The following is an 18,003-nucleotide window of genomic DNA, read 5'->3' as shown; positions in this document are numbered from 1 at the left end:
GTGACCGCCTGTTCCCCTACGTTACGCAAAGATCCCCCAACAACACAGCCCGTATTACCAGTTCACACCACACCTCGGGCCATAAACCGACACAATCCCGCACGGCGAGAACATCAGAGGCGATTCGTTTGCCGCCTGTCCCTTCTGACGGACCTCCGGGGTCGGAGCGTCCGGTGAATTCACGGAGTGGGATTGTCGATTCGTCGGCAGACGGGATTACACGCCCACAGTTCGGTCGGATCCTGCAGCAAGAGGTCCCCAGTACAGAACACTCCGAGGCTCCGGGTCGCATACAGCCGCGCCCCGCACAGAGCGCAAGCCAGTCCTTTGACCTGATCGATGTTCTGCTTCCCCAGATCCGGCCGGACACGGTCCTGATCGTTCGTGGTGGGCCGGGGGCCAAGGACAGTCCGCAACGCGTTGTGAAGAGCTTCCGTGCTGGTGCACAGACGGCCACGACGGGGCGAGACGAGCCAGTAGGGCCCGGGCGGGATCTCCTTGTCGTCGGCCGGCAGGACGACGTGGCTTGTCTCGCCGAGCGCCGTCGTCTGAGGAAGATTCCAGGATCGCGTGGTTCCGGGTGGAACGAGGAAATACACCCGGCGATTTCCGGGATCCATCACGATCGCGCCCTCCTGCCCGACGAGATGGTTCAGGGCCTGCAGTCCGATGAAGCGCGGGACGCGCACGGCGTCCCACCGCTGTCCAGCTGCCGCGATCAGTGTTCCGTTGTGGCCGGGGATCCCGGCTGCCGTTGGGCTCATGCGCATGCTTCCCGTGATCGGTCTCCAGAGGTGTGGGGACCGTACGGGCAGAGGATCTCTTCAACCCGGACTGAGAGACCGGGTGTGCTCGCAGGCCGGGCTCGTCAGAGCAGACTGAGCCGCTCGGCCAGAGCCGTCGCCTGTTTGCGGTAGGTGGGCCGGGAGCGCTGCACCAGAGAGATGACGAGCTCCCGAGCGAGAGGACTGCGCTGGAGATCCTCGGGCGCGAGCACTTCGAGCTCCAGGAGGTGAACGAGGACGGCGGCGTCCTCCCTGCGCAGTGCGTAGCAGCGGGCTACCTCCAGGCCGAAGGTCATGCGCCGCTCGCGGGAGGGGAGCTGGTCGGTGTCGACCTTGTCGGCCAGACGCAGCCCTTCGACCGCATTGCCGTCGAGCATCTCTACGGAGACCGCGTGAAGTTCGGCATTCACGGGGCCGAAGACGGTCCACATGGTGTTCCCCTCCCCCGCTTGCTTCGCGAGCGGGGCGACACGGTTGGCCAGCCTGTCCCGGGCCGCCCAGGCGCGGCGGGTGCGGGCTTCTGCCACCACCGCCACCAGCTCCAGCGCGCCCTGGACGGCGACCGCCTCCGGGCCCTGCAGTTCGCGCTGAAGCGCCTCGGCTGCCCGGAGGGCGGTGTCGCGTGCGGCGTGTTCGTCTCCTGGCTGGGAGAGCAGCACGTGGCCGAGGTTCCACTGGGCCGCGGCGATCCGCAGCGGGTCGTCCGCGTCCTCGGCCGCGCGGAGCGCCCGGTCGGCGACCATCAGCGCCAGGTCGAGGCGCCCGGCCCGGCGGCAGTACGAGCGCAGCAGTCCGTACAGGTCGGCGGAGATGCGCAGCAGTACGCGGCGCTCGCCGCTCTCGGTTGTATGCCGGCTGGCTCGTACGGCGGTCTCCACGTCTGTGATCAGGTCCGGCAGTAGAAGTTCGGCGTCGGTGAACCGGGTGGGTGATGTCTGCCAGATACGCCAGATGTTCTCCACCCGCTCGCGCAGTGTCACCGCGGTGGTGGGCGCGGGGCCGGCGCTGGGTTGTTGGCCCAGGAGCGCGCGCACCACGTCAGCCCCTGGCGTCGCGGGCGCGAGTGGGACGTCCTCGACGGGGTCGCCCAGCAGCGCCCCTGCGGTCACTCCGAATTGCACGGCGAGCCTTGCGAGCACCTCGGACGAGGGGGTCTTCCGGCCCCGCTCCACCTGCGAGAGGTAGTCCTCGGTGATGCCGCACAAGCCGGCGACGACCGCCTGCGTGCGACCCTGCCGGAGACGGTGATGGCGGATGCGCTCGCCGATAGGAAGCGTGGGCAAGCTCATGTTCGGACCTCACTCCTGCCTGGCGTACGTCCAGCGTATGCGCCGGTAGCAGGCGGGCAGTTGGAAGTACACCAACGTGTGACACGGTGATGCCCGGTGGGCAATGGCAGGTAATCGGAGGCGGCAGAGTGAAGTTGGTTCTGTGGGACATCGACCACACGCTCATCGCCACACGTGGCGTCGGCCGGGAGATCTTCGCCGAGGGCTTCGAGCAGGTCACTGGAGTGCCGATGCGGGAGCAGGCCGCTGTCGACGGGATGACCGAGCCCGTCATCTTCCGTGAGACGGCGAGGCTTCACGGCATTGACAGCGATCGCCGGATGTTCGAGAGGTTCGCGCGCTGCTCTGCTGAGCTGCACCGAGCCCGGGCCGGGGAACTGCGGGAGCGCGGCCACGCTCTACCTGGCGCCGCGGCCACCCTGGATACGGTGTCCGGCTTGAGCGGGGTCGTACAGACGGTGGTCACCGGCAACATCCGTACGGCCGCCGAGGTGAAGCTCGCCGCCTTCGGCCTGGATACGCACATCCGCTTCGAGCTGGGCGGGTACGGCGAGGATCACGATGAGCGGGCGGAACTGGTACGCAAGGCCATGGAACATGCTGGTCAGGGCCACTCCGATATCACGGCAGATGATGTCCTTTTGATCGGCGACACGCCTGCTGACGTCGCTGCCGGTCGTGACAACGGCGTGAGAGTGCTGGGTGTGGCCTCTGGGCGCAGCTCGGAGCAGGATTTGTGGGCGGCCGGTGCAACGGCGGTAGCACGGGACCTGACGGATCGCCGGGTACTCATGGACCTGATCAACGCAGCCCCGCACTGACCTGCGAGACGATTCGCCCGGCCGGGCCCCCGCCCCTGGTGCCCGGGCCCCTTCGCCTGGCCCGTCACTGAGCCTGAGCCGAAAGAACGTGTTCGGCTTCCCAGTTCTCCAGTTCGGCGCGCAGCACGGCGCAGGCGCGCTCTGCTTCCTGCTGGTCGCGTAGGTACACCAGCCATCCGCGGTCGTCCTCCGGTGCGGCACGGCCGGCGGGACTGGGCAGCCCCCTCGCGCGGGCCTGGTAGACGTCGCGCGCGGACACGTCCTCGCCCCAGGACTGAGTTGGCAGTGCCTGGGCGAATGCCCGTTCGCTCTCGCGGATCATCGGTTGGTAGTCCACGCGCTGCGGGGCCCTCGCTTGGGTGTTCGCGCGTACTTGGGCCTGTCGGCGGCGTAGGCCGGGCCGGATCTCATTGAGGTAGCGATGCCAGACCGGGGCGCTCTGTTCTTGTCGGCGGCGGAGCATGGCTCGGTGGCGGAGGCCGGTGTCGTCGACCTGGTCGTCCCGCACGGCTGGTGTGGCAGGGCCGGGCAGGCCGGCGTGCTGCTGGCGGCGCTGGAGCTCGTGGCGTACGTATGCTGCCGGATCGCGGAGATGGCCTGGTACACCCCAGGTCAGAAGCTCGGCGGCCAGTGACTGAACGGTCCAGCCGCTGGTCGTCAGCGGGCGCAGGACGTAGCCGAGTCGGCGGGCGCAGCCGCGGTTCAGCCACCACACCTCTCGCTGCAGTTGCTCGGCGAGAGCGATCCCGCGGGCGCATTCGGCCGTGGAGACGCTGGGGTGGATGGAGGACGGGAGGGAGGGCTTCTGCGGGTTCCTCGCGCGCTTGCGCGGGGTGTATTTCTTACCTCCCACTACCTGCATCTGACGGTGGTCCTGTGGGACCACCAAAGAAGGGGTGCACGAAGCGCTCCTGGCCTGGGCCTTCGTAGCAACTCGGCGGGCCGTGTCGATAGCGTGTGCCCGGCCCTGCTCGGTGACTCCGATGGGCCGGGCTGTGTAGCCGGTGCCGTCGATCCTGCGGCCCTCTGCGTCGTCCCAGACGTAGGGTGCGACTGCGGCGAAGATGGTGGCCGTGCGGCGGTACCCGTGTGCGGCTGTCCAGGCTGCACCGTGGCGTGTCCGTAGCGCGTTGGTCTTCGATCCGTGTTCCACGTAGGCGAGAAGGCCGAGCTCGCGCAGGTACTTCGCGTGGGCGAGAACCGTGCGCCGGCAGAGGCCGAGTTGCCGTGCGGTCGCCTCGACGCTGAACGGGAGGTGCCCGTCTCTACTCCGCTCCATGCGGGCCGCGAAGACCTCCGCGAGGCGCAGCGTCGTGCGGCCGGCCTTCGGATGGATACCCCGGCCGATCATGAACCGTGCGGCGGCTCGGAAGTCGCCGGCGCGGCGCAGTTGGCGGGAGGCGGTCGTGCCCATCTCGTGTTCGGAATCATCACGCACGAGAGTGAAGGCCGGGCCCGGAGCCGGCCGGGGCCGGGCCCGGCGGTCAGGTGTCACGTCGTTCAGGGGGCCTTGCCGGCCGCCCCTCCCCCTTCGGGGAGGGGCGCAGGGAGTCTGCTGGATGGCCGGTGGTGTGCGCTCACGATGCAAGGTGGTGGTCCCGGGTGGCCGCGTTCTCGGCGGCCCGGGTTGTGGGGACTTTTGCCGTGCGGGATTGACGGGGGTGGATGAGGAGGTCGTCGATCGTGCCTAGATCGTCGGTCTGGTTCTGCCAGCCTTCGAGGAGGTGGTGGATGATCTGACGGGCTGTCATCCGGTATTCCTCGAGGCACTTCTCGCTCTGGGAGAGCGCTCCGAGGGGGCGGGTATGGCAGTACACGGCAAGCATTTCGCCGATGAGCGGGGAGAACGGGCGTGTGAGGGCGCCGAGATCGTCGCAGGCGCGGTAGTCGACCGGGGCCGGTGCGGCCGGGGGCGGCGGTGACTTCCTGAAGCGGCTGAACAGCATGAGGTGGTCGTCCTTCCAGAAGGGGGCGGTCAGGCGGCGATGGGCTGCAGGCGCAGCCATGCGTCGCTGAGGTCGGGGCTGCCCAACACGGGCGTGAAGACGGGGGCGAACGGGCCCCGGTCGCGGAGCTGGTCCAGGGTGGTCACACCAGCCCGCACCGCGGTAGTGGCGAGCATCGGGTCGCTGGCGGCGAGGCTGCGAAGGTCGGCGATCCTGCGGTCCAGCCGGGCTTCGGACGCGCCGGTGAGGACCAGGAGCAGTCGGGGGAAGACCGCGTAGCGGCTGCGCCAGGCGGGTGCCGAAGCGGGCCGGCGTACGGGGCGAGCGCCGCGGGGGACGGAGGGCTGGGGGGTGAACTCGTGGTAGGCGGCGTATGCGTGGAGCTTCTGCGCGAGTCGGGCGATCGTCATCTGGGTGCGGTCGACCTCGATGAAGAAGGTCAGCAGGGTGCGCTGCCTGGCTTGGGTGTCGGTGTGGACGTAGCTGAGGACGGCGTCGGGGATGAGGCAGAGGTCTTCACCGGGGCGGCTGTCGTCGCGGTAGTGGTGCGCGGTCTCGGGGGACCAGTCGAGGGGGCCGCATTCGTGGCCGAGGCGTCGGGCCCAGTCGACGAAGGCGAGGCCGGATTCGACGGTGGCCAGGGTGTGTTCCTGCAGGGGGCCCAGCGCTGCTTCGGGGCTCATCCGGTAGGGGCGCTGGGGCAGCAGGCCGACCGCCTCGACGGCCCGGGCGCCCTGGTCCGTGAGCCACCACAGCAGTTCGGTCTGCCCGGTCAGGCGTCTGCCGACCGTGTCGGCCATACCGGCTGCCCGCAGGGTGTGGAGTTGGCGGCGCAGGAACTCGGCGCGGGTGTGGTGGGGGGTGATGAGCTGGTGCATCTGCCGGGTGGAGACCAGGCGGTGCTGGTAGAGGACCTGCATGGCCTGCTGGGCGATCTGTCCGAGCCCGGTGGGGCCGGTGTGCGGGTACGGCATGACGTTCTCCGGTGCTAGTCGAGGAGGGTGGTCGGGTCCCCAGCACGGCCGGGCTGGGATCCGGTGAAGTGGGCGAGGATGTTCGCGTCGAGGTCTTCGAGCTCGTCGAGGATCTCGGCGAGGGGCCGGCGGCTCATGCTGGCGTCGATCGCGGCATCGAGTGCGGGGATCCCGCCCGGGTTGTTGTAGTGGGCGAAGATCTCTTCGACGGGCAGGCCCCGTACCCGGAACGGTGTGCTCGGGGCGCCGTCCAGGTTGATCGACACCACGTAGTGGTACTTGGGCAGTTCGGTGATGGTCTGGGCGCTGACCTGCCCGTTCCAGCGGCGGGCCACGAACGTGGCTTCGTCGAAGTCGGCGGCGCAGGTCGACAGCATGGACTGGTTCTGCAGCAGCGCCTGGCGGGTGATCGCGGAGAGCCGCAAAGCCATCTGTGTCATGCCGATGAACCGGACCTCGTATTTGCGCAGCTGCTCGGCGATCGCGGCGAGGAAGCCCTTGGAGGAGGAGTCCAGGGCGGTGAGTTCGTCTCCCCAGGCCCAGAAGGTGCGCCGTTGGTGGCGGTGGGTGTCCTGGCGGGAGAGGCCGGCGCGGTGCAGGTCGTGGATGAGCAGGCAGGAGACGAGGTCGTCGGATTCCGAGCCGCTGGGGCACACGAACACGACCCGGCCGGTGTCCATGGCGGTGCGCACGTCGTAGCCGGAGCGCGGGGAGCCGAAGAACGCCTGCAGGGCCGGGGAGGTGTCGAGGCGGTCAATGGCGTACGTGACGGTGGGCACCGAGTCCGACGCAAGCTTGGGAAAGGTCTTGGTCCAGTAGTTCTGCACCCGCCGGGGCAGTTGTGGCAGCAGCGCCTCGCGCCAGTCCTCGTCGGTCAGCCAGGACCGCACCTGGAACAGCGTGCACTGCAGATCCGGCCTTCCGGCCTGCACTGCCTTCATGTTGAGCAGAGCCAGCGCCTGGGCTGAGCGGGCGAGGATCGTCCGGGCCCGGGGGGCGTGGTCGCCCCAGTTCTGGGCGGCTGCGATGCCCTCGGTGACCGCGCGCACGATCTTCTGGATGTCGGATGCCTTGCGCCGCTCCATGGACAGCAGATTCCAGGAGACGACCAGTTGATCCGGCTCGGCGGCGGCCAGATCGATCTCCCATACCCGGGACTGGATGTGCGGGTGAGCCAGGTACGGCTTCGCCCTCGCCCATGCCTCACCGTGCGGGTCCAGGAACCAGGTGCCGTACCCGTTGTGAGCGAGCGCGATGGCCTGGACGAGAGCGGCCTCTGTCTTGCCGTGCCCGCTCTTGCCGAGCGACAGCCCGAAGAGCAGGTCCTTCACACGGGCGGCGCCGATACGTTCCCGGCCGTCCGGGTAGGTCACAGCGCCGAGGGGCACCAGGTCGGACTGGCCGGTGTAGACGGGGAGCTTTGCTGGTGCGGGCGGGACGAGACCGCCGGAGCGTACGACGCTGAAGGCGTTGCACTTACAGGTCGGCGGCTTCAGGAAGCCGGCCAGCTCCGGGACCGTCAGCCACTGCCGCTTGCGCGGACGGAACTCGCCCCTCGCGAACCGCCGGTCGAAGGACGCAATGGCCCGGCGCGTACGCGGCTTACGGGGCTTGAAGTAGTTCTCCCCCGAGGTGATCGCGAAGGCCGCGAGCAGCTGATGCATACGTTCCAAGGCGGCCTGCGGGTGCGCGGCCTCGGTACGCAGCAAGACCTGCACGGCGAAGACGACACCCGCCCCCGGGCTGAACTTTCCCATGCCGTCACGGACATCCGTCATCCGTGGCAGACGCCCGGCACGCGATCCCGCAGAGGTCTTGCCCCCGTTCAAGCCGGCCGCGACGGACTCCAGCAGCCCTCCCCCACTGAGACCTCCGGTGAGCTTCTCGCCGTACGCGGAGGGGCCACGCCTTTTCGAGCGGGCCAGCAGCCGACGGCGACGGCGGGTGAGCTCACCTTCCCTGACCGGGATCAAGTCGAGAGCCACGTCCGCGCGCTGGCCGGCCCCGGTGCGCACGGTGGCCATCGCAGCTGCCAGCTGTTGCAGTGGGTCAGGGTTCAGACCCAGTGGAGCGAGGGGCTTCTGGTCGGGCATCCCCAGCACCAGCTCGGCGCGCTCGACGTACCGCGTGCCGGTAGAGGACGGGGCCTCTTCGCTGCTGGAGGGCTTGGCGAGACTGACAGTCGCGCTCACTTCTCCCCCTCCCTCTGGACGGGAGGAGTGAAGCGGACCGGTTCAATGTGCTGGTCGGCGCGGGCGGCGCGGACTTCCACTTCGGCGAACCCCGGCATGGCCAGTACAGCCCCGGCCCTGGCGGGCCCCTCGACGTAGCAGCGTATGTGACCCTCTTCAGCGCTGTAGCGCAGGCGGACACCAGCGCCGCGGGCAGGCGTCTTCGCCACGGAGTAGCGCGCCCGGCTCAACTGGTGGGCGTAGCGCCCGACTTCACCTTCGCTCGGGTCGAAGGTGCTGGTGGGGATGAGCTCCACCGTGACTCGGCCGAGGAGAGTCTCCTCGACTCGCCGGGCGCGCTGCCATTGCGTCCAGCCCCAGGCTGCGCCGCCCAGGAGCACCACGAGTGCGAGGTACGGGGCTGACATGGCGATCCAGTGCGCGATGTCGAGCAGATGGCCCGGATTCGGGAGGGGGGTGTTCATGCCGACCGCCGGTCAGAGAAGCGGCAGGCTGTGGCGTCGTTCACGATGGCCTCCTGGGTGGTGAGGAAAATGCCCTTCACCCTGACCAAGTCCGGTCCGGAGGCTCATCCAGACATCACCCGCGAGGCTTTACCACTGCTTTACTCTTCTCGACCGCGCGACCGACGTTGGGCTCGTTGAGCAGACGTGAACGACGAGAAGGCAGAGTCATCAACGCCCTGGGCGCTGGCCGAAGAAGTACTCCTGGCTGAGTTCCAACGACAGGTGACGGCAGACCCGCAGCTGGCACTGGAGACCGTGAATCGGCTCGTGCTGAAAATGCACTCGGCATCATGCGAGGCCACCGACGCGGCGCGGATGACAGGCACGGGCTGGCATGAGATCGGGCGCGCACACGCTGCGCTGGAGGGCGCAGGCATTCTCCTCCGGCAGGCGGCGGCGCTGTTCCTGGGCGGGCCTGCCGCTGATCGTGCCGCTGAATGGGAGATGCTCACTCAAGCCCTCGGCGAGGAGACGTGCGAGGGAGATGACGAGGCTCAGCTCCCCGAAGACGGATGCAGCACGCCTGTTGGTGAGGACATCTGGTCGGCGGCCGTAGGGCGGTTCCGGAGGAACACACGGTTCTCGCTGCCCTCCCAGTAAGCGCCTTGTTCGCCAGCCCAGTCGACCGAGTTCGATGAAACGGACGCGGCTCGGCTCGTTGAGACGGGACAGACACCATCGAGCTCTACGCCGCCCATGGCCGCGAAGCACATCGGCCGCTCACCTGATCTCACGTCACAGGTACGGTCACTACCGCGTTTTCTTCGCATATCGGAAGAAAAACGACGGACAGAATGGGGGCTCAGACGGGCGATCTCCGGCCCCCTGGTGTGATTGGACCTTGCGGACTCGTAGAGGCTGGCACGCGGGCTCTCAACGATTCTTCCCACTGCGACGAGCCTGTTCTGAGGCGAATCACAGGACCCGGCGGATGTCCCAGTCGAACTGCGTCCAGTATCCCGTGGTGACGGCGACCTGCTCGATTGGCTTTGACGGGTTGGGGGCGTCGATCATCTGGCCGCCTCCGACATAAAGTCCGACGTGTCCCCAGGCGCCGTCGTTGTTGAAGACGATGAGGTCGCCGGGCTGCAACTGGCTGCGGTTGGAGACTTTGGTTCCGACCGTGCGCTGGGTCTGTGAGGTGCGGGGCAGGGTGATGCCGGCGCCTTGGTGGAAGGCGTAGAGCATGAGGCCGGAGCAGTCGAAGCCGCCTTTGGTGGGGCCGTTGATGTCGCCGCCGCCCCAGACGTACTTGCCGCCGAGCTGGGCGCGGGCAGCCTCGATGACAGCACCGGCACGCCCGCCGACAGCGGTGTCGCTGGAGGAAGCGCCCGTCTGGTCGTACGTACGGATCCAACCGGTGACGTCATTGACGTAGGTCTGGGAGTGGTTGTAGCGCAAGATCGCCTTGTCGAGCTGATCTTGTTTGCTGAGGTCGACGGCCCCGGTGCCGCACAGGTAGACGGCGGTGCCCAGGGCTGCGTCGAAGGCGTTGTGCGGGTCTTTGACGCCGTCGCCGTTCCCGTCCTGCCAGCTGCTCCCGTTCCAGGTGCCGGGCAGGAACTGCATCGGTCCCACGGCCCGGTCGAACTGGGGGTCTCCGTCCAGGCGCCCGCCGTCGGTGTCGGAGATCGCGCTGGTGTTTCCGCCGACGCCGCTGCCGTCGAGGCGGGGGCCGAGGATGTGCGGGGTGATGGCTCCGTCGGCTGCGATGTGGCGGCCGGCGGCGTGGTTGGACTCGATCTTCCCTATGCCGGCGACGATGGACCACCGCATCCCCTTGCACTGGGGCCGGAGCCGGGTGACGGACTGGGCAGCCTTTCCGTACGCGTCGAGCATCACCGGGTTGATGCCGTCGACCTGTGCCGGAGTGGCCCACCCGGCGGCGTCTGCGCCGGTGTCGTCTTCGTGGTCGGCAGCACCGCCGGCGACAGCGGCCACGAACAGGATGATCACTGCGAGGAGCAGCACTCCAGGGCACAGCAGGGCGCCGACGAGCAGAGCTGCTCTCTTTCCGTTCACGGTCGGCCCCCTCGGCGGGGCGCGGGCCGTGCCCGCGGTGGACGAACGGCAGGCGCCGCCGGCGGAGTTGGCTGGTGCGGCGATGTTGCTGCCTGGCGGGTTCGGATGCGGTGCAGGCGCTGCTGCAGCGCGGCCTGAGCCGTACTGGCAGGGGGTTGCGGAACCCGCGCCGGAACGGGCCGGCGCCGCGCGGGCGGAACGGGAGCCGGGGCAGGGGCAGGGGCGGGGAACGGGGGGTGCGCAGGAACACCTGCTGCCGGAACAGTGGATCGACGCGAGGCAGGCGGGGGCAGCGGTCGGTGGCGTGGGATGTAGGGGCCTTGCTGGCTGCGGCCGGTGACGAGGCGGCCGAGGGAGCGCAGGTTGTGGGTGTACTCGCCGGTGAAGTTCTGCGCGGGATGTACGTATCGCTGCTGGATGTCGGTCAGCCGCTGCTGAAGCTGCTGGACTCCGCCACTCACAGCGCTGGACGCCTGCGCCGGCAGCTGCCGTGCAGCCGAACCCACCAGCCGTGCGGCCCGCGGCCCGTACACCGGCAGCCCCACTGTGGACTTCAGCCCGACCTTCCCCAGCGCAACACCGCCTCTGAGCGCGGAGCCTGTGGTGCTGGCGGCGGCCTTCACCGTGCCGCCGATGGCGCGGCCGCCACTGCGGCTGAGCCGGGCGGCCAGAGCGGCACTGCCGCGTACCCCGCCCGTGGTTCCCATGGCGGCGGCACCGGTGCCGCCGGTCGCTGCCATCGCACCGAGCATCAGCGCGCCGACCGCGAGCCTGCGGCCGAGGTGGCCCTTTGGGCTCTGCTGCCCGAGGTCTGCCGGCGCTGCTCCGCCGAGGGGGCTGGAGCCGATCCGGGCGCGAGCGCGCATGGCCATCTTCTTGGTGGTGGCGGTGAGGCGTTTGCGGAAGATGAAGCCGCCGATGCACAGGATGTCGATGACGATGAACCGCACGGTGAGCCCGCCGGGCAGGTCTTTCTCCGGGGTGTTGAGGATCGCTTTGATGACGAGGATCAGCACGGCGAGGGAGACGACGGACAGGACCATCAGGGCGAGGGATTTGAGGACGGAGGCGCCTCTGGCCCAGAGCCAGGCCCGTCCCGGCCCGGGCAGCACCCCGACGGTGAAGGCGACCCGGGCGATCATCGCTTCGAAAGCGATCCACACCTGCGACATCAGGAACGCGCCGGCCACGATGACGATGAACAGGCAGACCAGGAACGCGGCGAAGGTCATGAAGGCCGCGCCGCCGACCTTGTCCACGGACGCCTTCTTCAGCGCCCCGGTATCGCCTTTGACGCAGGTCTTCTCGAAGTCTTTTACGGGGCCGTCGCCCTGGACCAGGTCGCGCAGGCTGTCGGGGAGCGTGCTGCTGGCGTCGGGGATGAGCGAGCCGATCCAGGGCAGTTTCTTCAGCTGGTCGGTCGACTTGGAGTTCACCGCGTCGTCGACCTGGGCGTCCAGGACGGCCTGCCGGATGCGTGAGTCGCGGAAGCTCTTCGCGCATTTCCCGTCGAAGGTCTGCCCGTAGGAGAGCAGCATCGCCGGGCGTACGACGAACGCGTCGACCAGCTCGTCGGTGATCGGGCGTGCCAGACGGGCAGCGCTGACGGTTTCCCAGCCGCTCATCGTGGCCGGGCCTTTGGGGGTTTCCTCGTTCTGCAGGACCAGGGCGGCCACCTCGGTGGCCAGCTGCCGTGTCGTGCCGACGGCGCCGCTCTGTTCGGAGAGCAGCATCGTCGGCGGGGCGGCGAACGTGGTGAGGGCGAGCGCGGAGATCACCAGGGCGGCGGCTGTCTCACCCCAGCCGCGGACCCGGTTGCCGAACATGAAATGCCAGGCGGCAACGGTCCCGGCGTAGGTCAGGAACAAGCTGGGGAGGCCGAGCTGGACCATGACGTTGGAGTAGAGGGACGTGGAGACCGCGAGGGCCGGCTTGAGGAGGAGGCCGGCCAGCTTGAACGACAGGGACCAGGCGATGAGGAAGCAGGCGAAACTGACCAGCCACTTCGAGGCGAGGAAAAGATTTTCGACGAGGAACGAATCGATGTGCAGGTCCCAGTCCTTCCAGCTGCCGGTATCGGAGAACACCCGGTAGGAGGAGACGGGGTTGCCATCCCTGTCGGTGACCTCGAACGCGGACAGGACTCCGCCGTTGCGCCGGTCCTTCTTGTACTGCGCAACACGCTTGTCGAACTGGGAGAGCCGCTCCTTCTCCGTCTCCCCCTTGCTCGGCTTACTCGGGGTGCTTGTCGGCGGCGCCGGTGTAGCTGGTGCAGTCGTGCCGCTCGGGGAGGGCGACGCGGGCGGGAGGAGATTGGCCGGCCCGGCCGGCGTCAGTCCGGGAGTCGGGCCCGGGACAGGGGATGTGTCGTCTGCCCCGGCCGACCCTGCGAGCAGTAGCGACGTGATGAGGGCGAGCAGCAGCATGACCACTGCGGCGAGCACGGCCCGCCCGGGGTGCACTACCCACCAGGCTCCGGCCCTGACATCTTGTGCCTGGCCTATGCGCGGCCGCTGTCCCGCTGTGTACCCGCTCATGCGGCGAGGACGGGCTGGGAGTGGATGTTCTCGGCTGCCTGAGGGTCGGCGGGAATGAGGACCTGCATGGTGCCGATACGGCCCATCAGGTCCCGGTGCAGGCACTCCCCTGCGCGTGCCGCCTGTTCCTCGTCCGACAAGTTGATCGGTGAGAGGCCGCTGGTGACCAGGGCGAGGAGGTCCTCGTCCTGCGGGTCGCAGCCCAGGAACTCCAAGCCGCGCCGCGCGAGGGCGGCATCCTGGTGGCGGAACAAAAATTTGCGGGGGATGAGCCCCAGGAGGATCCGGCCGAGTTCGCTGCTCGCGGGCCCGATGTCGTCGGGGTCGTGGGAGCCGACCAGGGCGCCGGTGTTGTGCTTGCGGCCGTCGCGGACGATCTCAACCAGGAGCTCCAGACCTTCCGGACTCGAGGTCAGCCACCAGCACTCGTCCCACACCACGGCGACGAACTCTTCCGGCCGGGCGTAAGCGATCTTCCGGCACAGGGCGGCGATCAGGTACATCGCGGCCCGCCCGAACGTCTTTTCCCACTCCATGCGGTCGAGCCGGCCGCCGTCCATCTCCCGTTTCTTGGGCAGGGCGAGCGAGGCCACGGAGAAGACCACTGTGTCGGCGTCAGAGTCACGCACCACGGGGAGCGATTCGTCGAACAGGGCCCGGGAGAGGTCCTTGCGCTGGACCGCTTTCAGGCGCCGGGACACGGTCAGCGAGTGCGGGTCCTCAGCGCCCCGGGTGGCGAGCTCCTCGGCCAGGCGCCGCAGGGAGGGCGCTTCCTCGGAAAGGACCGACTCGATCGCCTCGGACAACGCGATCCCCTCGTCGTCCATCGGCGACATACCCAGCAGCAACGTCAGGAAGGACTCGGTGAACCGCTGCGCCTCAGCTTTCTTGGTGAAGATCCGCAGCGGGTCCAGCGACACCGAGGCGGTGTTGTCGATGGTGATGACTTGCGTTTCGCCGGGGCAGGAGCGCGCGAAGCGCACCCATTCCTGCTGGGGCGTACGATCCACGATCACCGCACGCCCCCGGCTGGTGCGCGACCCCGCCCGGCGGCCCGCGGACAGGGCGAAATACACCGCAGCCTTCATCGCCACGGACTTGCCCGCGCCGAGCTCACCGCAGTAGGCGGCGCTGGCCGAGGCATGCTTGCGCGGGCCCCGGCTCCAGTCGATCAGGACAGGCCGTACCCCGCCGCCGGTCAGCTGCAGCCCGTACAGCGGGCCGCAGTCGTCGCCCAGGCCGCCGCCGGTGAAGGGGCCGGCCATCGCGAAGTCCCGGGCGAGGAGGTATTGCGCGTACTGCATCATCACTTTCGGGGTGCGGGCGCCGGGCAGCATCCCGTACCAGAGGCTCTCCTGCTCACCGCGCGGCCGGGCGAAGGTGTACTGGTTCCCGGCGAAGTACCCGGCGAGTTCACCGGCCCGCCGTTCTGCCTCCTGCGGGGTGCCGCCCCACACGCACAAGGCACCCATCGCCCGCACCTCTACCTCGGTGGTCGAGGCGGTCAGGCGCTCCCGGTACTCGTCCAGTCCTCCGACGGCCTTGTCGACAGAGGCCGGCACACCCGCGGTCTCGCCCTCGTACTCGCTGTACTGGTTGGCCAGCTCCCGCGCCTTGCGGCGGGTCTTGGCTTCCGCGGTGGCGCCGTCGCTCACCGACAGGCGCACCACCCAGTCCACGGGGAAGCTGAACTGGTCGAGGTTGGCGAGGTATTCGGAGCCGGGGAAGGTGAACGCTTCGGGCATCTCGGCCAGGGCGAGCATGGCCTGGTAGGAGGGCCCCCATTCGGTGGTCACCTCCAGCCACCGCCGGGCGAACGGATTTCCCGCACGCCGCCGCCCCCGGCTCTGGCCCTTCGCCTCCCTCAGGTCCTCGGCGATGTGCTCACCGCCTTCGGCTAGGACTACCTGCCCCAGGGCTGCCGCACCGCGGCCGCGGCCTCGTCCCACCGTGGCGCGCTGGCCTTCCGGCAGCAGCGGCTCGAGGACACCGCGCCGGGCGCTGTGCCCGTAGACCCACAAGATCTCCGCCGATGTCGCGGGCCGCATATGGATACCCGAGGGCCACATTGACGCGAGCGCCGCCGCCTGGTCCAGGCGCTCCATCTCATCGGCGGCTGAGATCGCAGCAGGCAGCAGGCCCAGCTGGAGGGCGACTTCGGCCCGCGCGGCTGCGACCGCGTCGCGGACCGTCTGCCGGCGCGATGCGGGCAACGGCACCGCGAGCCAGTCGGTACGCCCGGTCAGCTCCAGCTGCTCCAGCTGGTCCAGGACCCGGTGCGCGAGCTGCGTGTACCGCGGGGAGGCGGCCATGTTGATGCCCGCGGTCATCTTCTTGACCACGGAGACCGGGTCGACCTGCGGGCACAGCGACAAAAGCATCGATTCGCCGCGCAGCTGCTTGACCAGAGACTCCAGCATTCCCAGCCGCTGCTGCTTGGCCTTGCGCGAGGTGTTCGCCTGATCGGCGCCCTGCACCCGAAACAGCGCCCACACCGTGCCGTTGACCGTCCAGACGACGTTCCCGGCCAGATGACGTACTGGCATCCTCATCGCGACACCACTCCCTCAGCGGTTGAAGAGTCAGACAGCGATCTCTGGCGGCTGTCGTCGAGCGGGCGGGCTGCGAGCAACGCGCTGGCCCTCGACTGCACCCGCGGCTGCCCGGGCGGCCGGGCAGCAGTCCGAGCGGTGTTGGGCGCGGGCACCATGGGTGCGGCAGCCGCGATCACTCTCGGGGCCCGGGCGCGCGGGGCCCACGACGCGACGGGTCCCGGCGCTTCCTCCTCGGTGCGCTGCGGGTCCCAGGTGAGGGTGCAGGCCCCGATCAGCCTCCGGTGGCCGGGCGAGCTGAGCGGGCGCCCGCCCATCCGGCCGCCGTGCGGCGTCGCGAGCATCCCAACCGCGCTGGCAGCCACCGCCAGCGGATTGCGCCCGTCGATGTGGATATGCCGCACCAGGAGCGACAGCCCAAAGGGCACACCGAGAGCGATGAGAACGTCCACCAGCCCGAAATGCGCCCACAGCGGGCGGGTGAGGATCAGCAGCAGGAACGAGACGACCAGCACGATCACTTGCGGCACCGTGTAGGGGCCGCCCCACAGGCGCCCCCGCCCACCGGGAATCCTGCCGATCATCAAAGGGTGCCGTCGGGCTTTGGTGTAGCACCGCCCGACCAGCACCTCACTGTCCGCTCCCCCGGCCGTCGCGGTACTCACTGCTCACCTCGCACCGCGGGGAGGGTGCCGGGAATGTCGGCAACTACGTGCACCACGGCCGACTGGGACTGGCCTGACGGGTTGAGGTCCTCACCGGTCTTGTCGCGTAGCGTCGCGAGGTTGGTAACGCCCCACCAGACCGCCCCTGCCGCGACGCAGGCGACCAGAGCGGTCACCGCCGACTTGGTCTTGAACCACGACCAGACCACGAAGGCGATGCACATCAGCGGGACGATCACGTTGATGAGGATGTCTTTCAGGTTCGCGCCGAGCGTCCTGATGTCGCCGAGCTCTCCGGCCGCCAGTACTGCGTGCGTTGTCATCATGGGGCTTCTCCTTCTTGCCCGGCCGTGGCCGGAACGGTCTTCAGAGCGGGCGCCGCGGCGAGGGATGAGATCTCCCAGCGCCCGGCGCGCGCTTCCAGTGCGATGGCGTAGGTCAGGGGCCGTGTCTGGGCGTCAGTCCCGGTGGCATCGACGGTGACCAGCAGCTGGCGCTGTGCCCTGTCGGGCAGTGCCTTGCCTGCGGGCCAGTTGCTGCCTGGCTCGTCGGTGCCGTGCTCGGCGAGCTGGACGATCTGCACCTGCTTGTACGGCGCAGGCGAGATGGGCGAGAGATGCGTCTGCGGGGCGAGGTAGCGGTCCACGTCGTCGCTCCCGCCGGTCAAATACGCGCCCAGGAACCCCTGCAGCGTTTTGACCGCCGCATCCGAGGACTGGGCCGGGGCTGCGAGCCCGTAGTCGAGCTCCGGCGACGCTCCCGGGCCGGGGGCCGAGACCTCGGCGGGCAACGCCACCGCGACCAGGGCGCCCGAGCCGGCCTCCTTGACCGGGACCTGGAAGTACCGCAGCGCGTTGCCGGCGGGCTGATCTGCTTCTTCAGCGGTGTTGCTGGCGGACTCGTTCGTCTTCGATCCCCTGGTGGGAGGGATCCGCGCGGCGACCGTGACCGACCAATAGCCGGCGGACATCTGCTTCACCCGCACTGCGGCTGCCTGCTCCGCTTTCTGTGACCCGGGCTTCGCGCTCAGGGTGAGGTCACGGACATCTGGGAAGTACGGGCTCAGCGAGCTTTCGGTGCCCTGCCCGGCTGCGACGTACGCCGTCACATACAGGGCGGCGAAGCCGGCCGGGCCCGCCTGGCCTTCCGCACCGCGGCTCCTCTGTACAGCCGGCGGGGGCGCTGCGGTCACACTCGGCTGGCTGGCGAGGGCGAGCAGTCCCAGCAGAGGCCCTGACACCAGCAGGACCCAGGCAGTCCACCGAATCACGGCCACGGTGTTGGCCACGGCTCCCACCGAGGCAGTCGCCCAGCCTCCTTGCTCTGCCGGATACGCCTCCTGGCTGTGGCTGTCCTCTTCTCCCATCTCGTCCACGAACCAGCCCTGCTCGTTCGCGTCGGCCTGCTCCGTGCCGGCACCTCTTGCCCGTTGGGGCCGCAGGGGCGACTTCACGCTGTGCCCCCGAGCGGAAGCAGGTGGTGGCCGGAGAGTTCAGCGATCCGCTTGCGCAGCTCGGCCTCGGGCCGTTGCTCCAGCACGCGCAGGGACATCAGGACCGTCTCGGCGTCATCGCTCAGGAAGGCGCGCAGCCTCTCGTGGGTGGCGACGTCGAACGGGTGGTGGACGAGGGCGGCACCGAGGCCGATCAGTAGCCGGTGGGCGCGGGTGACGCGCTCCTCGTCCGCGTCCAGATTCTTCTTGAGAGGGGTCATG

Annotated in this window: 16 protein-coding genes; 2 read left to right on the top strand and 14 right to left on the bottom strand. The window is 69.1% G+C overall.

Annotated elements, in window-relative coordinates:
* Positions 1-179 precede the first annotated feature (179 nt).
* Entirely contained in the window at positions 180-764 is a 585-nt protein-coding gene (locus OHB13_RS38505) for a hypothetical protein (RefSeq protein WP_328335752.1), read from the bottom strand.
* Positions 765-868: 104 nt separating this feature from the next.
* On the bottom strand, positions 869-2,074 hold the full coding sequence (locus OHB13_RS38500; protein ID WP_328380749.1) for a helix-turn-helix domain-containing protein: 1,206 nt from the start codon (positions 2,072-2,074) through the stop codon (positions 869-871).
* Positions 2,075-2,163: 89 nt separating this feature from the next.
* On the opposite strand from OHB13_RS38500, the gene OHB13_RS38495 reads away from it, so the two are divergent.
* A complete protein-coding gene (locus tag OHB13_RS38495) occupies positions 2,164-2,895 on the top strand; it encodes an HAD family hydrolase (RefSeq protein ID WP_328336008.1) in 732 nt (243 codons plus the stop codon).
* A 64-nt stretch (positions 2,896-2,959) separates the two neighbouring features.
* Here OHB13_RS38495 and OHB13_RS38490 read toward each other — a convergent pair whose 3' ends face one another.
* The 5 genes from OHB13_RS38490 to OHB13_RS38470 all read right to left on the bottom strand — a co-directional run bounded on the left by OHB13_RS38490 (position 2,960) and on the right by OHB13_RS38470 (position 8,471).
* Entirely contained in the window at positions 2,960-4,333 is a 1,374-nt protein-coding gene (locus OHB13_RS38490) for a hypothetical protein (protein WP_328335753.1), read from the bottom strand.
* 139 nt (positions 4,334-4,472) lie between these two features.
* The gene (locus tag OHB13_RS38485; RefSeq protein ID WP_328335754.1) at positions 4,473-4,901 is read right to left on the bottom strand and encodes a hypothetical protein; all 429 of its coding nucleotides are present in this window, start codon (positions 4,899-4,901) and stop codon (positions 4,473-4,475) included.
* Positions 4,871-5,815, bottom strand: a complete 945-nt coding sequence (locus tag OHB13_RS38480) for a replication-relaxation family protein (RefSeq protein ID WP_328380747.1) — start codon at positions 5,813-5,815, stop codon at positions 4,871-4,873. The genes OHB13_RS38485 and OHB13_RS38480 overlap by 31 nt, the downstream gene beginning before the upstream one ends.
* 14 nt (positions 5,816-5,829) lie before the next feature.
* Complete coding sequence (locus OHB13_RS38475; protein ID WP_328380745.1) at positions 5,830-8,007, bottom strand: ATP/GTP-binding protein; 2,178 nt, start codon at positions 8,005-8,007, stop codon at positions 5,830-5,832.
* The gene (locus tag OHB13_RS38470; protein WP_328380744.1) at positions 8,004-8,471 is read right to left on the bottom strand and encodes a hypothetical protein; all 468 of its coding nucleotides are present in this window, start codon (positions 8,469-8,471) and stop codon (positions 8,004-8,006) included. Before OHB13_RS38470 ends, OHB13_RS38475 begins: the two co-directional genes overlap by 4 nt.
* Positions 8,472-8,657: 186 nt before the next feature.
* On the opposite strand from OHB13_RS38470, the gene OHB13_RS38465 reads away from it, so the two are divergent.
* Positions 8,658-9,113 (top strand): hypothetical protein, encoded by a 456-nt coding sequence (locus OHB13_RS38465; RefSeq protein ID WP_328380742.1) that lies wholly within the window; start codon positions 8,658-8,660, stop codon positions 9,111-9,113.
* A gap of 315 nt (positions 9,114-9,428) precedes the next feature.
* Here the strand turns inward: OHB13_RS38465 and OHB13_RS38460 are convergent, their stop codons facing one another.
* Genes OHB13_RS38460 through OHB13_RS38430 form a run of 7 tightly spaced genes read right to left on the bottom strand, consistent with a single transcriptional unit; the run spans position 9,429 to position 18,002 of the window.
* Positions 9,429-10,535 (bottom strand): C40 family peptidase, encoded by a 1,107-nt coding sequence (locus tag OHB13_RS38460; protein WP_328380740.1) that lies wholly within the window; start codon positions 10,533-10,535, stop codon positions 9,429-9,431.
* Positions 10,532-13,072: a hypothetical protein gene (locus tag OHB13_RS38455; protein ID WP_328380738.1), complete on the bottom strand. Its 2,541-nt coding sequence runs from the start codon at positions 13,070-13,072 to the stop codon at positions 10,532-10,534. The genes OHB13_RS38460 and OHB13_RS38455 overlap by 4 nt, the downstream gene beginning before the upstream one ends.
* On the bottom strand, positions 13,069-15,624 hold the full coding sequence (locus tag OHB13_RS38450) for an ATP-binding protein (RefSeq protein WP_328380736.1): 2,556 nt from the start codon (positions 15,622-15,624) through the stop codon (positions 13,069-13,071). The genes OHB13_RS38455 and OHB13_RS38450 overlap by 4 nt, the downstream gene beginning before the upstream one ends.
* Positions 15,621-16,289 carry a hypothetical protein gene (locus OHB13_RS38445; RefSeq protein WP_328380734.1) on the bottom strand — a complete coding sequence of 223 codons (669 nt, stop codon included), beginning with the start codon at positions 16,287-16,289 and terminating at the stop codon, positions 15,621-15,623. The genes OHB13_RS38450 and OHB13_RS38445 overlap by 4 nt, the downstream gene beginning before the upstream one ends.
* Positions 16,286-16,615 carry a hypothetical protein gene (locus OHB13_RS38440; protein WP_328335763.1) on the bottom strand — a complete coding sequence of 110 codons (330 nt, stop codon included), beginning with the start codon at positions 16,613-16,615 and terminating at the stop codon, positions 16,286-16,288. Before OHB13_RS38440 ends, OHB13_RS38445 begins: the two co-directional genes overlap by 4 nt.
* A complete protein-coding gene (locus OHB13_RS38435; RefSeq protein WP_328380732.1) occupies positions 16,612-17,742 on the bottom strand; it encodes a conjugal transfer protein in 1,131 nt (376 codons plus the stop codon). Before OHB13_RS38435 ends, OHB13_RS38440 begins: the two co-directional genes overlap by 4 nt.
* Positions 17,739-18,002 carry a hypothetical protein gene (locus tag OHB13_RS38430; RefSeq protein ID WP_328380730.1) on the bottom strand — a complete coding sequence of 88 codons (264 nt, stop codon included), beginning with the start codon at positions 18,000-18,002 and terminating at the stop codon, positions 17,739-17,741. The genes OHB13_RS38435 and OHB13_RS38430 overlap by 4 nt, the downstream gene beginning before the upstream one ends.
* Position 18,003: the final 1 nt, after the last annotated feature.

The organism is Streptomyces sp. NBC_00440 (assembly GCF_036014215.1).
In the GTDB taxonomy this organism is placed as follows: domain Bacteria; phylum Actinomycetota; class Actinomycetes; order Streptomycetales; family Streptomycetaceae; genus Streptomyces.
The sequence above is the reverse complement of the archived record's forward strand: the minus strand, read 5'-3'. Positions and strand labels throughout refer to the sequence as shown.

Coding starts and splice junctions, on each gene's coding strand:
- OHB13_RS38505 (WP_328335752.1), bottom strand. CDS start 764: ATGAGCCCAACGGCAGCCGGGATCCCCGGCCACAACGGAACACTGATC.
- OHB13_RS38500 (WP_328380749.1), bottom strand. CDS start 2,074: ATGAGCTTGCCCACGCTTCCTATCGGCGAGCGCATCCGCCATCACCGT.
- OHB13_RS38495 (WP_328336008.1), top strand. CDS start 2,164: ATGCCCGGTGGGCAATGGCAGGTAATCGGAGGCGGCAGAGTGAAGTTG.
- OHB13_RS38485 (WP_328335754.1), bottom strand. CDS start 4,901: ATGGCTGCGCCTGCAGCCCATCGCCGCCTGACCGCCCCCTTCTGGAAG.
- OHB13_RS38480 (WP_328380747.1), bottom strand. CDS start 5,815: ATGCCGTACCCGCACACCGGCCCCACCGGGCTCGGACAGATCGCCCAG.
- OHB13_RS38470 (WP_328380744.1), bottom strand. CDS start 8,471: ATGAACACCCCCCTCCCGAATCCGGGCCATCTGCTCGACATCGCGCAC.
- OHB13_RS38455 (WP_328380738.1), bottom strand. CDS start 13,072: ATGAGCGGGTACACAGCGGGACAGCGGCCGCGCATAGGCCAGGCACAA.
- OHB13_RS38450 (WP_328380736.1), bottom strand. CDS start 15,624: ATGAGGATGCCAGTACGTCATCTGGCCGGGAACGTCGTCTGGACGGTC.
- OHB13_RS38440 (WP_328335763.1), bottom strand. CDS start 16,615: ATGATGACAACGCACGCAGTACTGGCGGCCGGAGAGCTCGGCGACATC.
- OHB13_RS38430 (WP_328380730.1), bottom strand. CDS start 18,002: ATGACCCCTCTCAAGAAGAATCTGGACGCGGACGAGGAGCGCGTCACC.